Raw genomic sequence first — 16,361 nt, 5'->3', positions numbered from 1 at the left:
ATTTTATACTTCATAACTTTATTTATGCTTTTTCGCAATTTCTATTTAATTGTATTAGTGGTATTAGTTGCAAGCGGTAAAACATTTGCCCAGCAACCCAATAAATGGCACATTACTAATGATGGCGGAATAGCTTGGTCGGTAAGCCCGAACGAAGTGCATACCGATAAGGTAGAGATGAGCGGCAAAAAAATGTCGTGCATTTTAACCTATGGCATCGATAAGGCGGGGCATACCGTTGTTTCTAAAAGAATGGTATTTCCAATGTTGCGTACTATCCCCAATAACACGCACGGCAGCCTGATATTAACCGATACTTTTAATGTGGCTAATAACCTACTGATAAATGGCAGGGCGGCGAATGTTGAACCACAGCAGTTTTATCAGAAAGGTTACCTGGCTGTAAAAGGGCAAAGCAGCAATGATGTGGTTATTGAACGGTCATTCTATCCTTCGGTTGATAAAGCCGCGTTTGTGGAGTTGATTAAAGTGCAAAATAATGGGAAGGCCACGGTTACCCTAGCTTTACCTGCAACTATACCTGATAAACAAACGCCGCCCGAAAAAGGTGTTGATGGCACCTATAATTTACATACCGAGGTCAATTTGCCGGCACAGTTGATATTAAAACCGGGTGAAGAAAATAGCTTCAGCGTAATATCGACGGCGCGTAAAATGACTGAGCCCCAGCTTTACCTATCTGCCGATTATGAGTTAGCGAAAAGAAAAGCCTTCATAGCTTCTTTATCATCACAACTGCAACTACAAACGCCAGATGCAGTAGTAAATAAAATGTTTGAGTTTGCCAAATTCAGAACCACCGAAAGTATTTTTGATACCAAGGGCGGTTTGATGCACGGCCCCGGTGGAGGATCATATTACGCGGCTATATGGGCTAATGATCAGGCGGAGTACGTAGATCCGTTCTTTCCGTTTGTTGGCAATGCCGAGGGGAATGAATCGGCTATAAACAGTTTCAGGCTGTTCGCATCGTACATGAACCCGGAATATAAGCCGATACCAAGCTCCATAATTGCCGAGGGCATCGATACCTGGCACGGGGCCGGCGACAGGGGCGACCAGGCTATGATTGCTTACGGCGCATCCCGTTTCGCTTTAGCCTACGGCGATATCGCGACAGCAAAAAAACTTTGGCCGCTTATTGAGTGGTGCCTTACTTTTTTGGAGAAGAAGAAAACGGCTGAGGGTGTTATAACGTCGGATTCAGATGAATTGGAGGGACGTTTCCCGGCAGGAAAAGTAAACCTGGCGACTAATAGTTTAACTTACGGGGCTTTAATAAGCGCCGCTAACCTGGCTGTAAGCCTGGGCCGGGTAGAAGAACAGCAGCAATATTTAAAACGCGCCAAAGCGCTTAAAACGGCAGTAGATAAATACTTTGGTGCCAATGTACAAGGCTATGATACTTACAGATATTATGATGGCAACACCAAACTGCGCGCCTGGATATGCTTACCGTTGGTGATGGGTATTGACACGCGCGCCCGCGAAACTGCCAAAGCTTTGCTGTCTGATAAACTTTGGACAGAAAACGGTATCCTTACAGAATCAGGCTCCAAAACCTTTTGGGATAGGGCAACACTATATTCTTTCCGCGGATTGTACAATGCGGGCTTCACCGATACGGCTACCAAATACCTCGGCATTTATTCGGAAAAACGTTTACTGAAAGACCACGTGCCTTACGCCATTGAAGCATGGCCCGAAGGGGATAAACGCCACCTTGCTGCCGAAAGCGGGCTATACTGCCGTACCATTACTGAAGGATTGTTTGGCATCGAACCTTTAAGCTTAAATAGTTTCTCGGTAAAACCGGTACTACCCAAAAAATGGAATAATATGGCACTCAACCATATCAGGGCTTTTAATGCAGATGTTTCTATTAGCGTTGCACGAGCAGCCGCGGGTAGGGCAAGCGTAAAGGTTTACAATAATGAAAAGTTAATTAAAACGGTAAACTGGGATCAAAAACACCCGATAGTTGTGAAGCTTTAAGTTACACCATTATAAAGCAAAAGCGCCACGTAACTAACTTACGAGGCGCTTTTGTTTTTATAGCTTAAGGCATGATTAAACTCTTAGGAATACCTTCTTTTTATACATGAAATACAGGAACAGCCATTTCACCACAAAGAAACATATGGCCCCTGCCACCACATTAAACGGATCGCCAAGAAGCTGGAACAGCCAGTTAAAAAAACCATGCGAAGTGTATTCCCAATTAATAAACTTACCCGACATGTAGATGAGGATAGAGTTCATACCTATAACACGGAAAAACAACGTCCATTTTTGGTAGCCGCAAACATCTATCACGTAATAGAACAACGACATCAGCAACAAACTTATACCGCCAACCTGCAGTACAAATGAGCTTGTCCACAGGTTTTTGTTGATGGGGAAGATCAGGTTCCATAATTGTGCCAGGATGATAAACACCACACCAACCAAAGCCATGCGCTGTACTTTCTTCATTTGGCTTAAGCCGGTTTTTCTGAGCATGGTGCCGGTTAGTATACCCAGCAACCCGGTACTTATCGCAGGGATGGTGGAAAATATGCCCTCCGGATCATGAATACCTAAATACAGTTTGCCCGGCATCAAAATACGATCAACATACGAAGCAAAATTGCCCTCCATTGTCATATCACCGGCAGGGAATCCCGGCGCTGAGGCAAATTTCAAAATGAGGTAATAAGCTATAATAAAGAACCAGAAGCCTATCATCTGCAATTTCTCTGACGCATATAGGTAAATAATATTGGCAAACATATAAGCCAAACCAATGCGCCCTAGTACCGACCCAAACCGAATCTCTTCAATAGGTTTAATGTTTAAGCCGTTGTTGTAGATAATGCCGAGTATCACCAATAGCAAACCACGTTTAACAACACGCCATAACAGCTTATTGCGCGAAGTCCCTTTCTCCAACTCACGCCCAACCGAGAACGGTGTAGACACCCCGGCCATAAATAAAAACAATGGGAATATCAGATCGTAAATACGAAACCCATGCCAATCCGGGTGACTTAATTGCCAGGCCAGGTATTGCAAAAAGGGCCAGTGGGTGGCTTTAGCAGCCCCGGCGATGATATCTTCGGCACCCATAATCCAAAACATATCGAACCCGCGCAGGGCATCAAGCGAATAAAGGCGGGTAGGGGTTTGCTGAAAATCATCAGCCTGTACGGTTGCAGTCATTGGTTTAATTGCGATGAGTTAAAAACTGTTATCAGCACTAAAGCTAAAAATTTACCATAAGCTATCCTAATGCCGACGACCGGTTTTTATCCACCGTTAATTGCGGAAGTTTTGCGTGATGATCAAACCATAAATACCACCATCCAAAATACCAATACCCAGTCTACCAAAAGCCGGATTTAAAATATTAGCCTTGTGCCCCGGCGAATTCATTAACCCCGTATGCGCCATTTGCAGCGTTTGCGATAGCGCCAGGTTTTCCCCGGCTATGTAAAACTTTACTTTGTCACGCTTCATCCTGTCGAAGGGGTTCAGCCCTTCGGGTGCGTAGTGCGAAAAATATCCACGGGCAAACATATCTGCCGAATGCTTCAATGCTACCAAAGTCATCTCCGGATCGGGTTTCAGGGGTTTGAGGCCGCGCTTTACGCGTTCTTCGTTAACCATGAGAAACATTTCGGCAGCAAGTTCGGGGCGTTCTTTGGGGTGATGTACAATGAAAGGCAGTTTAACCGTGCCCTCGGCTTCATCATTAATAGTGGTTTTGCGTACCGTTTTGTTAAGCGCTTCGCTGAAAATGGGCGCCAGCTTAGCCTCCAGCCAGCTTACGCGGGTTATCAGGCTTTCAGAAAATTTGCTTTCGCGGGTTTCTTCAGATATGCGGGTGAGCGGCATCAGCAAAAATATGGTTGCTATCAGCGCCGCCCATATCAAGCCATTTATAGCACCGGGTATAACGCCGAATAGTTTATTAACCAAATGCTCATGCGTTTCTTCGGGCACTTCATCAATAACGCGGGAGGTAAGCCTGTCGAGCAACAACCTGCTCAGCATCAGTATCAGCATAAAGGAAACCGGCTCTGCCCAGAAATCAAGTGGGGGAATAATTTTATGTAGTAGGCCGCTTAATATCGCGTAGCCTGCAAATGCCAAAAACAAACTGCCTACCCATGATATCAATATCAAAGCCGATGCTATAAACCCGCGTTTATAGTCGTACCATATTAATAAGCCAATAATTGTGAGCAGTACAAGGTCTATATAATTCATATATTTAAAACACAAGTTACTATTACATATGTTTACTGGAAAATAAATTTTATGGATTTCGGTATAGAATTACGTGACATCTTCGCCATTATTACCTCAGTTATATGCGGCGGGATAATTGGTTTTGAGCGCGAGTACAAAAATAAATCGACTGGCTTTCGCACCATCGTGCTCATTACTTTGGGCTCAACTATATTTACCATTGTATCCAAACACGGCGTAGGGGCCGACGACCGCATTTCCGCCAACATCATCACCGGAATAGGCTTCATCGGCGCGGGCGTGATATTTAAAGACAAAATGAGCGTGCTGGGCCTTACCACCGCCGCTGTTATCTGGACATCAGCCGCTATTGGTATGACGGCCGGCATTGGTTACTACTCGCTGGCTATTGTGTTTACCGCAATTACCTTCATCATGCTGGCCCTTGTCAATAAAATTGAAGTACTGATTGGTGCCCTGCAAAAAAGCAAGATCATCAATATAGGTTTTGTAGAGAATGATATCACGCAGCTTGAAGCCGTTGAAGAAACCATCAAACAACTTCACCTAAAACACAAACGCCTGCAGGTTTACAAGGAAAACAATTCGCTACGCGCCGCCATTGTCATATCGGGCACCAAGAAGAATAGCGACGCGCTTACCTTAAAGTTACTGGAGATGGACACGATAGCCGAGTTTCACTAAGCAACTTTGGCCGCCGGTGCTATCTCGGGTTCATCAGGTTTAATTTCCGGCTGGTAGGGTGCATCGGGTGGCAACTCCTGTGGTTCGCGCACCGGGTCTTCCTGTGGCACGTTCGGTGTTCTTGGGTCTCCGGGTTGTTGTATTTCTGGTGCGGGTGTTCTAACCGGCATTTCATCGGGCTCGTTGGGGATGGTTTGCTTTTTCATAGTAAGTTATGAAATGCAATTTTCGGGCCATTAAAAACAGGAAAGGCCGCTTAGCGCGGCCTTTTACTTGCAATTTATTTAGTATACGTTACGATGAGTTGCGATTGGAAATCCATATTGTAACCATACAACCCGGCATACCAGGTGCCCGATGATGGATTGTTGATGGTAACTTCCCTGTTCTCGCGGTTAGCGCCTATATCGTAGTAATCCGCTGTCCAGTTGTACTTTGGTAACTCGGTAGGTGGTTTAGGCCCGGCTACGATTGGTGCCGAACCACGGCGTACAAACAGATCGGCAAACTGGCGGTAATAAATAGTCTTTTCGGTGATCAACACTTTCATGCTTTTTACCCCGGTAGGCACCGTGAATGATACGGTAGTAAGCGTATAAACTTTACCGGTAACTTCCTTGTCAACCAAAACATTTAAAGTGCCTGTACTGCCACCCGGATCGGTTACCGTACCATTATTGCCGTTATAAACTGTCGAACCGTTAACCGTCATGGTAGGTGTATTGCCCGCTATCGCAATTTTTACCGTATTGGCAGATGACTTATTGGTGAACATCGACCTTGGCATAGTACCCGAATAATTGGTGGTGGTAATATTCCATACAGAACCTGTAAGCGTATATCTTTTCTTAACGTAAGAGTAGGGCACCGATGACGGCAATGTCATTTTTATTGTTGTGCCCGAGGTAAATAGTTTATTGTTAATTACAAGGTCCTTGATCTCGTTAAAGTTTGATGAGGTTTTATCCAATTCTTCGGTAAGTGCCGTAATGCCAAGCATTTCATCAATAGCTTCATCAATGGCCTCATTTAATTCTTCCGCTTTTTTACAGGATGTAAATGTTACCGAGCTAAAAAGCACGATCAATGCAATTAATTTAAGGGTAAAGTTTTTGCTCATGGTTTGGTGTGTTTGTTTATACAAAGCTACCCGGCCTGTTTCTGTGTACAATACCCACTTACGGGTATTTTGCGTAGGCTATCCATTTAACATTATTTACTAAAAATTAAGGATATTCCGCTATATTATTACATATTTGCACTACTGCAATCGTTTGCAGACTATCTACTATAGCCAATTTATTAAAATACAATTTATGCAAAACAAGTACTTGTTAAAGCCAGTCCTATTAGGATCGCTTTTGCTTAATGCCTGTATTCCGTTTTGTGCCGCGGCACAAAACAACAGGGGCGGTGCGCCCGGTACGCAGGTATCCTTAAATGATCTTTCGGCCTTTAAAAACCCAAGCGCCAATTGGTCGGTTGCCGGTGGGGCCGTTGCCGATTTTAACAAACATAACGCACTTACCAAAACTGCCGGTACCGGTATACTGGTTAACATCCCCGGCAAGGGCGAAAATAAAGACCTTTTTAGCGTTGAAGAACATGGCGATATTGACCTGAGCTTTGATTTTATCATGCCAAAAGAGTCAAACTCGGGCGTGTACCTGCAAGGGCGTTACGAGATACAATTACTGGATAGCTGGGGTAAAAAAGCCGTAGGCGAAGGCGACCTTGGCGCGGTTTATCACCGTTGGGACGAAAGCCGCCCTGCCGGTCAGTTTGGTTATGATGGTGTTGCGCCACGCTTTAACGTAAGCCGTGCGCCGGGCCTTTGGCAAAATATGCGCATCCAGTTTATAGCGCCAAAGTTTGATGCCGCCGGTAAAAAAACAGCCAACGCGCGTATCGTTCGTATTATATTAAACGGTGCCACTATTATTGAGAACGCCGAGTTACAGGGCCCAACCCGCGGTTCGGCATTTGCTAATGAGGCTGCTACAGGTCCGCTGCGTATACAAGGCGATCATGGTGCCGTAGCTATCAAAAACATCCGTTACAATACCCGTGTTATGGCCAACCAGGTTGATGGCAGCCGCCGCGTTTGGGATGCTAACGAGCAGCCAGTAGCAATAGAAGTGAAAGGCGAACCGGTGGTTTTTCGCAGCTTTGTTGATATCCCGGGCAAACGCGTTACGCATGCCGCCAATGTTGGCCTGCCACAACAATTAAGCTTTGGGTATGATCTGAGCAATGGCGCCATATTCCAGGTTTGGAAAGGTGCTTTTGTTGATGCTTCGCCAATGTGGTTATCCCGTGGCGATGGTAATTCACGTGCCATTGGCAGCGTTTTGCCTTTGGGCGATTTGCCAGCTTTAGCTATTATTAGCAACGATACCCAGGCCTGGCCGGATACTTTGGCTACATTAGCTTTCCGCGCTAAAGGTTATGAGCTTGACCAGGATGGCGTGCCCACCTTTAAATACATTTTTAACGGCATCAATATCAACGATAAAATTGTAGCCGAAGAAAGTAAAAGCCTGTTGCGCACCATCAGCGTTGATGGCCCTGCCGCGCCTAAAGATCTGTTTGTACGCGCCGCTGCCGGTGCAGATATTACCGAACTGGAAAACGGTATGTACGCCATTAACAACTTTACTTATTATGTGAAGATTGATAAAGGGCTGAAACCGGTTATCCGTACCACGGCCAAAGGCAAAGAGATCATCATCCCTGTAAAAAATACCGATAAGGGTTCATCAGTTCAGTATTCAATTATCTGGTAATTTATTAAGGTTAAAACGCACTAAAATGAAAGCTACATTTAAAAATATATTATACACCTTTTCGGTTACCACAAGTTTGGCTTGTACCGCCGCTTTTGCGCAAACCGCGCCAAAAAAGGCTGCCGAAAAAGATTTTTACCGCATTGTAACCCTGCCAGTGCCCGAAGGTGTTGAACTGGAAGTAGGTGGTTTGGCTTTATTGCCTAACGGAGATATGGGTGTATCAACCCGCCGCGGCGATGTTTACATCATCCAAAACCCTTACCAGCTTAACGGTACGCTGCCTTACTACAAAAAGTTTGCAACCGGCATGCACGAGTTGTTAGGTTTAGCGTACCGCGACGGTGCTTTTTATGCTGTACAACGCGGCGAGCTAACCAAACTGGTAGACAAAAATGGCGATGGCAAGGCCGATGTTTACGAAACGGTTTTTGCCTGGCCAATATCAGGTAACTACCACGAATATTCATACGGACCGGTAGTGATGCCTAACGGCAACATGATGGTTAACCTTAACGTAGGTTTTGATAACGAATGGTGGAGAGGCAAAAGTTTGGCCAAATGGCGCGCCTGGAGTTTAGAGATTGCTCCGGATGGTACCATGAATCCTTGGGCTACCGGTATGCGTTCGCCTGCGGGACAAGGGCTTATTGACGGTAAATACTGGTTTGCCGAAAACCAGGGCGACTGGGTAGGCTCAGGCTATATTATGCAGTTGGATAAAGGCGATTTTGCCATGCACCCTGCGGGCCTGCGTTGGGCTGCAGATCCGGCATCGACCGTAAAAGTGCGTACCGAAGATATTTACTCGCGTGTTAATCCACGTTTTAATGATCCGGAAGGTAAAATTGAGGACCGCGATCCAAACCGTCCGTTCAAAACATTGGCCGAAGTATCATCAGAAGTAAAAGGCTTTAAAACGCCTGCTGTATGGTTGCCGCACGCCGTGTTGGGTACATCAACCTCATCAATGATACAAATACCTAAAGATGACAGCTACGGCCCGTTTGCTGGCCAGGTTTTGGTGGGCGATCAGGGTAACAGCCGCCTTAATCGTGTGTTTTTAGAGAAAGTTAAAGGACTGGATCAGGGCGCCGCGTTTACCTTCCGCGAAGGATTTGCTTCGGGCGTATTGCGCTTAGCCTGGGGTGCCGATGGTTCATTATTCGTTGGCCAAACCAACCGCGGCTGGGGTTCAACCGGTCAAAAACTGTTTGCTTTGGAACGCCTGGTATTCGCCAAAAAAACACCTTTCGAAATGAAAGCTGTACGCGCTATGCCTGATGGTTTCGAGATTGAGTTTACCCAACCGGTAAATAAAAAAGCCGCTGCCGATCCGGATGCTTACAGCATTACAGGTTTCACGTATAAGTACCACCCGGTATATGGCAGTAACACCATCCGCGAGAAAACACATTTGGTACATGCCGCCATCGTATCCGAAGATGGTTTAAAAGTGCGTTTAGTGGCCGATAGCCTGCGCGAAAAATATGTACATGAAATTAAAGTGGCCGATAAAGTAGTATCTGCCGATAGCAGCTATTCTGTATTGCACCCGGTAGCTTACTATACTTTAAACAACATCCCCGACGGGGCTAAATTAAACGTGCCTAGACGCAAAGCACCGGCAATGGATCACAGCATGCACAATATGGGTGCTATGACTGCAGCGACAACTGCTAAAGCTAAAGCAGCACCTGCAGCAGGCGCTGCTTTGAAAAAGAACCAAACCACTAAACCGGCCTCATGGACTACAATTGATCAAACCATCGCCGTTGGTACTATCCCGGGTTTAAAATATGATAAAACCGAGATGACGGTAAAGGCTGGTCAGAAAGTAAAACTAACTTTCACCAATAATGACGATATGCCGCATAACTGGGTACTGGTAGCCCAGGGCGATGCCGTACCTGTTGGCGAACTGGCGATGAAGCTGGGTTTACAAAGTGTTAAGCTGAGCCATATACCTAACACACCGAAGGTGATCAACAACACCACCTTGGTGGGCCCGGGCTCAAGCCAAACCATATACTTTGTAGCGCCAACTAAAAAAGGCAAATACACTTACGTATGTACCGTTCCGGGGCATTTTTATATTATGCAGGGAACTTTAACTGTTGAGTAATTGACGGAATAGGTGATGGGGATAATGATAGCTATATGCTGTCGTTATCCCCATTTTTTTGAACCATGATTTTTAGGATTAAGGATGACCATGATGCTTAAAATGAGAATATTTTTAACGGCCTGTTTATTTGTTGTTTGTGCTGCTGCTTTTGGCCAGGTAGTGTCTTTTGGCAGAGGGAATCAGCTGGCCGTTGATGCAAAAACAGGTTTATATAGTGTTAAATATGCGGGGAAGGTGGTGATACAAAACGCATCTGCGGCGTTTGCCGTAGGCGATGTTCAGCTTCAAACTAACAGTTACACCAAACACAGCGTGCGTGTAGTGAAGCTGAATGATAAACTAGGGGCGGGGCAATTGCTTACTTTAACATCTACCCAAAACGATTTGCCTGTTTTGGTGCAACGTTTTTACTGCTATGTCAGTAAGGATTTTGTAATTACGGAAGTTGAGATAGCGGGACAAGCTTTAACTTCAAATTATATAGCACCCTTAGTAACTACCCAGGCTAATATTTATGCCGCCGATCAACAGCAAACTTTATTTGTGCCTTACGATAATGATACTTTTATAAGATACCAGGCTCGGCCAATTAATGATAATACTACTACCAGCGCCGAAGTTGGTGTGATATACAATCAGGGAACCAGGAAAGGCCTTGTTGTAGGTTCATTAACACATGACGATTGGAAAACCGGAGTGGTAACAAAATCGGCAGGGAAAGGCTTTGCCAAGCTATCGGCCTTCGGCGGTTTAAGCGATGTAACGATAACCCGCGACAGTATGGCGCATGGTGCTTTAAAGGGCGATAAGATTCGGTCGCCAAAAATATTTATAGGTTATTTTACTGACTGGCGGAACGGTTTAGAAACCTATGCAAAAGCAGGCAATACTTTAGAAGGACGCTACATTAAGCCATGGACAAAAGCCACACCCATTGGCTGGAATAGCTGGGGCGTTATTGCAGAAAAGCTAAACTATGAAAAAGCAACCGGCGTAGTTGATTTCTTTGAGAAGCAGTTGCCCGAGTTCAGGAACGAAGACGGTACCGCTTATATCGATCTGGATTCGTTCTGGGATAACATGGTGCGCGGCGGTTTCCGTGGCGATTTTAGTAAACTGAAAGAGTTTGTGGCTTACTGCAAGGCCCGCAAATTGGAACCGGGCGTGTATTGGGCACCGTTTACCGATTGGGGATTTAAATCAAAAAATCTTGATCGTACTGCTGAGGGCGGCGACTATAAATTTGCCGATATGTGGATCAAAACTGCAAAAGGTTATCATGATCTGGATGGCGGCAGAGCGCTGGACCCAACGCATCCCGGCACGCAGAAACGTATAGAATTTGTATTAGGTAAACTGAAGGATTGCGGATTTAAAATGATCAAGATAGATTTTCTTGGTCATGGCGCAGCCGAATCAACCGGGTTTTACAACCCGAAAGTTACTACCGGAATGCAGGCCTACAAAATAGGCATGCAGGCTATTGATGACGCGCTGGATAACTCCATGTTGGTTTACGCCGCTATATCCCCATCGCTGGCCACGGCCAAATACACCCACATGCGCCGCATTGCCTGCGACTCATGGAAATCGATCAAAGACACGGAATACACCCTCAATAGCGTAACCTACGGCTGGTGGCAAACCTATTTGTATGATTATATAGATGCAGACCATTTAGTGTTCGAAAAAGAAACACCGGACGCAAACCGCGCGAGGCTGGTATCGGCTTTGGTGGCCGGCCCCATCATCCTCGGCGACGACTACAGCAAACCCGCCGACTGGCAGCCGCAAATACAACAATGGCTGCAACGCCCGCAAATAAAACCCGTATTTAAAAGTGGTAAAGCCTTTATGCCTGTTGACGGAGCAATTGCCGGTCAGGCCACGCAAGCTTTCATTAAACATGATGGTAATGCAATTTACATCGCTGTATTGAACTACAAAAAAGAAGCAGCAAGCATTAAACTGGATGCGCAGCGTTTGGGTTTACCTGCCGGGAAAAACTATCAACTCACCGAGTTGCTAGGCGGTCAAAGCATCAAAGGAACAAGCAGTTTTACCATTCCATTTGAGTTGGAAGGTGGCTTTATTTATAAGGTGGAGTAAGCTTGTAAATGGTGTAGCGCAGTACACTGACAAAATACCGCCACCAAAAAAGTTAATTACCTGATAAAAAGCGCTGTAGCGCGCTACACCAGGTGTAGCAGTGTAGCGTGCTACGCATACGCCGCTACACTGCTGCCTTTATTTGGTAGCCGGCAAAATAGTCTGAATTCCATCATCGCCTGATATGATGGCCCTATGTGCCATGCCATAAAATAGCGAGTGCTCGACTATGCCGGGTATCATTTTAACCTGCGTGTTAAGCTGAGCAAGGTCGGGCATTTTTGTAAAGTAAATATCGATGAGCATGTTGCCGTTGTCGGATATCAGGGCGCCATCCTTCTGCGCGCTTAGGCGGAGTTCGTAACGGTCTATCGGAAGTTCGGTAGTAATGCGTTTGATGACGATTTGTAAAGCCGCCGGCAAAACCTCAATAACCAGCGGGTAGGTGGTGTCCAGATGCTGCGCAAATTTACCCGCATCCCCAACGATGATGAATTGGCTGGCCATGCTGGCCAGGATTTTTTCGGTAGTGTGTATGCCGCCCCCGCTTTTCAAAGCGTTCAAGTCCCGGTCGAACTGGTCGCAGCCGTCGAAGTAAATATCAATGGTATCCAGCAGGGCAGGAGGCGTTACCCGCAGTTTATGCTTAACCAGTAAAGCTGTAGTTTTAAATGAAGATGAAGTGAATGTAAGGCTTGAAGCCAGCACAGGGTTTTCACTCACTATATTAATTAAATGAGCAATAGTGCTGCCGGCGCCCAGCCCAATGGTATGATTGGGCCCTATCAGCTTCGCGGCTGCACGGGCGGCTTCGAGTTTGTGGTCTGTCATAATCTAGGGATTTATAAACTCAACTCCACCACCGGACCAATAATGATAAGCGAAGGGTGGGTAAGTTGTTGGCTCTGGGCCATGGCTTTTAGGTCTTTTACTTTCCCTTTGGCCGTCTTCTGCTGTGGAAGCGAAGCGTGTTGAATGATTGCCGCAGCCATGTCGCCATTGCCAGCTTCCACGTAGGTAGCGGCAATGGTGTCAATTTGTTTCATACCCATATATATAACGACGGTGGCGTTGCTTTGCATGGCCAGCTTCAAGTCTTTGGATAAGGTGCCGTCCTTTTTAGTGCCGGTTATCATCCAAACGCCCTCGCTTATAGCGCGATGGGTGAGTGGGATATCACCCAGACCCGATGCCTGCATGCTGGTTATGCCTGGCACGTAATGGGTTTCAATGCCTTGTTCGCGGGCGTATAACATTTCCTCAAACCCACGTCCAAAAATGAATGGATCGCCACCCTTCAAACGTATCACCCGTCCCTTAGCAAATGCGAAGTGCTTGATCATGGCGTTTATCTCTTCCTGAGGAGTGTAAGCACCATACGGTTGCTTGCCCACATATATCTGGTCGCAGTCTTCGCGGGCCAGGCTTAGTAATTCTTTATTGGCCAGGTTATCATATAATATAACATCTGCAGTTTGTAAAAGCTTATAAGCCTTGACGGTTATCAAATCGGGGTCGCCTGGGCCTGCACCTATTACAAATAATTCTGGTTTTTTAATTTTATTGCTCATTTATGGTTGTGATAGGTCTTAATTTTGAGTAATTATTTAATTTCTACAATTATTTTTATTCTAATCAATTAAAAAATCATCAATAATTGACCGTTTTGTATTTTATTTTTTGACAATATTAAAAATTAACTCAAATTATATAATATTAATAATAAAAATTAGATATTTTTTGTTGTTTTATGTCTTTTTGTATTGCATAAATAATAAAAAATAACTAAAATTGCTAAAGTAAACGCAATCGAGGTCGCATTTGGCTGTGTTTATTGAGGATAATTGCTTTAACATTTAAAAACTTCTATATGTCACAATCAACCGTTATAGTAGTTGGCAATGGCATGGTTGGTTATAAATTTTGCGAGAAATTAATAGCTAAATCTTCCCGGTTCAACATAATCGTTTTTGGTGAAGAACCCCGTAGGGCCTACGATAGGGTGCACCTCAGTGAATATTTCAACGGAAAATCAGCTGACGATCTTTCGCTCTCAACATCTTCGTGGTACAAAGATAATGGCATTGCGCTTTATCTGGATGATCCCATCCTTGAAATTGACCGTAGTAACAAAATTGTTCGTTCGCTAAAAAGCCAGGAACTTAGTTACGACTACCTGGTGTTAGCTACCGGGTCGGGCGCTTTTGTGCCTAATATTCCCGGTGTGGAGAAAGAGGGCGTTTTTGTATACCGCACTATAGATGACCTTGATTTGATAAAAAGCTACGCTGGCAATGCTAAAACCGGCGCCGTTATAGGTGGTGGGTTACTTGGCTTAGAGGCTGCTAAGGCGTTGATCGATCTGGGAATTCAGCAAACGCATGTAGTTGAATTTGCGCCACGATTAATGCCAAGGCAAATTGATTCGGCCGGTAGTGCCATGTTGCAATCAAAGTTAGCTGAATTGGGTTTGTCTATCCACTTAAATAAAAGCACGCAGTGTTTTGACGGTAGTGAAAAAGTCGAAGCCATGCGTTTCGCTGACGACACGGTATTGCCTGTTGATATGGTAGTAATATCTGCCGGCATCCGCCCGCGCGACGAATTGGCTAAAACTTGTGGCCTGAAGGTTGGCGATCGCGGTGGTATTGTTGTTAACGATAGGATGCAAACCAGCGACGAGTCTATTTTTGCCATTGGGGAATGCGCATTACATGAAGGCATGATATATGGCCTGGTGGCACCAGGTTACGAAATGGCTGATACTGTGGTTAGCAATCTTATCGCAGGTGATAAATCGTTCTATGGTTTTGATATGAGCACCAAACTTAAATTGATAGGTGTTGATGTGGCAAGTTTTGGTGACGCTTTTATAAGTGAGCCTGAATGCAGAACCATTGTTTTTGAAGATACCAATAAAGGCACCTACAAGCGTATTAACATTAGCAATGATGGTAAATATCTGCTTGGTGGTATATTGATTGGTGATGCCGCCGCTTATAATATCCTGCTTCAAACTGTAAACAATAAAATTGTACTTCCGCCGGATCCTGAGGATCTGATACTGGGGTCAAGAGGTGGCGCTGCTGCAGAAGGTTCGGGTGTGATGAACCTGCCTGACGATGCCTTGATCTGTTCGTGCGAAGCGGTAACTAAATCAGCTATTTGTTCTGCGGTTACCGATGGCGGTGTTGCCGACGTAGATGGTATAAAAAAATGCACCAAAGCCGGTACAGGTTGCGGGGGGTGTATGCCACTTGTAAAAGATTTAGTTAATGGCACGCTAAAAGCAAATGGCCAATATATAAAAACCTCCATATGCGAACATTTTGATTATTCCCGCCAGGAATTATATGACCTGATCAAGCTTAATAAAATAAAGAATTACGACCTGGTGCTCGATCATTTTGGTAAAGGTGATGGTTGTGAAACCTGCAAGCCAATGGTGGCTAGTATCCTGTCGAGTTTATGGAATGAGGTAATTGTAAAGCAAGATACTATACAGGATAGTAATGATCGTTTCCTGGCTAACATTCAAAAAGGTGGTACTTATTCTGTAGTACCACGGATCCCGGGAGGGGAAATTACGCCGGATAAGTTGATCGTGCTGGGTCAGGTAGCTAAAAAATATAATCTATACACTAAAATAACCGGTGGTCAGCGTATTGATATGTTCGGCGCGCACGTGAATGACCTGCCTGAGATTTGGGAAGAATTAATTGACGCCGGTTTTGAAAGTGGCCATGCTTATGGTAAGGCTTTGCGCACCGTAAAAAGTTGTGTTGGTAGTACCTGGTGTAGGTTTGGTTTGCATGATAGCGTTTCATTTGCTATTGAGGTGGAGGATAGGTATAAAGGTATCCGCGCCCCGCATAAAATTAAAGGTGGTGTAAGTGGTTGTATCCGTGAATGTGCTGAAGCGCAGTCAAAAGACTTTGGAATTATCGCGACCGAGAAAGGATGGAATTTGTATGTATGCGGTAACGGCGGATCGAAACCGCAGCACGCGCAGATATTGGCTACGGATATTGATAAAGATACGCTGGTGAAATATCTTGACCGATTCCTGATGTTTTATATAAAAACTGCCGAGCCATTATCGCGCACCGCTACCTGGTTAAATAAGATGGATGGCGGTATGAGTTATCTTAAAAACGTCATCGTTAATGATAGCCTGGGTATTGGTGAACAATTGGAGGAAGAAATGCAGCAGCTGGTTAACACCTATCACTGCGAGTGGAAAGAGGTTGTGAATAATGATGACTTGCGTAAACGTTTCTCGCATTTTATTAATGCGCCGATGGAAAAAGACCCTAATGTGAAATTTGAGCCGATGCGTGAACAGGTTAAGGCTAACTGGTAACACTTAAACTATACAA

The 16,361-nt window shown here is 45.1% G+C and carries 12 protein-coding genes; 6 read left to right on the top strand and 6 right to left on the bottom strand.

Annotated features, from left to right (window positions below; all coding sequences use genetic code 11):
- The first annotated feature begins 24 nt into the window (after positions 1 to 24).
- Positions 25 to 2,016, top strand: coding sequence for a glucosidase family protein (locus tag AC59JT_RS08600; protein WP_497397787.1), 1,992 nt, complete (start codon positions 25 to 27; stop codon positions 2,014 to 2,016).
- Between the two features lie 75 nt (positions 2,017 to 2,091).
- Here the strand turns inward: AC59JT_RS08600 and AC59JT_RS08595 are convergent, their stop codons facing one another.
- Positions 2,092 to 3,222, bottom strand: coding sequence for an acyltransferase family protein (locus AC59JT_RS08595; RefSeq protein WP_497397785.1), 1,131 nt, complete (start codon positions 3,220 to 3,222; stop codon positions 2,092 to 2,094).
- Between the two features lie 96 nt (positions 3,223 to 3,318).
- A complete protein-coding gene (locus tag AC59JT_RS08590) occupies positions 3,319 to 4,272 on the bottom strand; it encodes a CvpA family protein (protein WP_497397783.1) in 954 nt (317 codons plus the stop codon).
- Positions 4,273 to 4,323: 51 nt separating this feature from the next.
- On the opposite strand from AC59JT_RS08590, the gene AC59JT_RS08585 reads away from it, so the two are divergent.
- Positions 4,324 to 4,959, top strand: a complete 636-nt coding sequence (locus AC59JT_RS08585) for an MgtC/SapB family protein (RefSeq protein WP_497397781.1) — start codon at positions 4,324 to 4,326, stop codon at positions 4,957 to 4,959.
- On the opposite strand, the gene AC59JT_RS08580 is transcribed toward AC59JT_RS08585, so the two are convergent.
- Positions 4,956 to 5,165, bottom strand: a complete 210-nt coding sequence (locus tag AC59JT_RS08580; RefSeq protein WP_497397779.1) for a hypothetical protein — start codon at positions 5,163 to 5,165, stop codon at positions 4,956 to 4,958. The genes AC59JT_RS08585 and AC59JT_RS08580 overlap by 4 nt on opposite strands.
- A gap of 74 nt (positions 5,166 to 5,239) precedes the next feature.
- Complete coding sequence (locus AC59JT_RS08575) at positions 5,240 to 6,079, bottom strand: hypothetical protein (RefSeq protein ID WP_497397777.1); 840 nt, start codon at positions 6,077 to 6,079, stop codon at positions 5,240 to 5,242.
- A gap of 196 nt (positions 6,080 to 6,275) precedes the next feature.
- On the opposite strand from AC59JT_RS08575, the gene AC59JT_RS08570 reads away from it, so the two are divergent.
- The 3 genes from AC59JT_RS08570 to AC59JT_RS08560 all read left to right on the top strand — a co-directional run bounded on the left by AC59JT_RS08570 (position 6,276) and on the right by AC59JT_RS08560 (position 11,982).
- Entirely contained in the window at positions 6,276 to 7,745 is a 1,470-nt protein-coding gene (locus tag AC59JT_RS08570) for a 3-keto-disaccharide hydrolase (RefSeq protein WP_497397775.1), read from the top strand.
- Positions 7,746 to 7,770: 25 nt separating this feature from the next.
- Complete coding sequence (locus tag AC59JT_RS08565) at positions 7,771 to 9,870, top strand: plastocyanin/azurin family copper-binding protein (protein WP_497397773.1); 2,100 nt, start codon at positions 7,771 to 7,773, stop codon at positions 9,868 to 9,870.
- 102 nt (positions 9,871 to 9,972) lie between these two features.
- The gene (locus AC59JT_RS08560) at positions 9,973 to 11,982 is read left to right on the top strand and encodes an alpha-amylase family protein (protein WP_497397771.1); all 2,010 of its coding nucleotides are present in this window, start codon (positions 9,973 to 9,975) and stop codon (positions 11,980 to 11,982) included.
- Positions 11,983 to 12,120: 138 nt separating this feature from the next.
- Here the strand turns inward: AC59JT_RS08560 and rpiA are convergent, their stop codons facing one another.
- Together rpiA and cobA are read right to left on the bottom strand one after the other, a co-directional pair.
- Positions 12,121 to 12,813: a ribose 5-phosphate isomerase A gene (gene rpiA / locus AC59JT_RS08555; protein ID WP_497397769.1), complete on the bottom strand. Its 693-nt coding sequence runs from the start codon at positions 12,811 to 12,813 to the stop codon at positions 12,121 to 12,123.
- 11 nt (positions 12,814 to 12,824) lie between these two features.
- On the bottom strand, positions 12,825 to 13,553 hold the full coding sequence (gene cobA / locus AC59JT_RS08550) for a uroporphyrinogen-III C-methyltransferase (RefSeq protein ID WP_497397767.1): 729 nt from the start codon (positions 13,551 to 13,553) through the stop codon (positions 12,825 to 12,827).
- A gap of 299 nt (positions 13,554 to 13,852) precedes the next feature.
- Here cobA and nirB point away from each other — a divergent pair, with 299 nt between their 5' ends.
- Positions 13,853 to 16,345, top strand: coding sequence for a nitrite reductase large subunit NirB (nirB, locus tag AC59JT_RS08545; protein ID WP_497397765.1), 2,493 nt, complete (start codon positions 13,853 to 13,855; stop codon positions 16,343 to 16,345).
- Positions 16,346 to 16,361 lie beyond the last annotated feature (16 nt).

The organism is Mucilaginibacter sp. A3364 (genome assembly GCF_059690715.1).
Note: the sequence above shows the minus strand (reverse complement) of the source record. Positions and strands in the feature narration are given on the sequence as shown.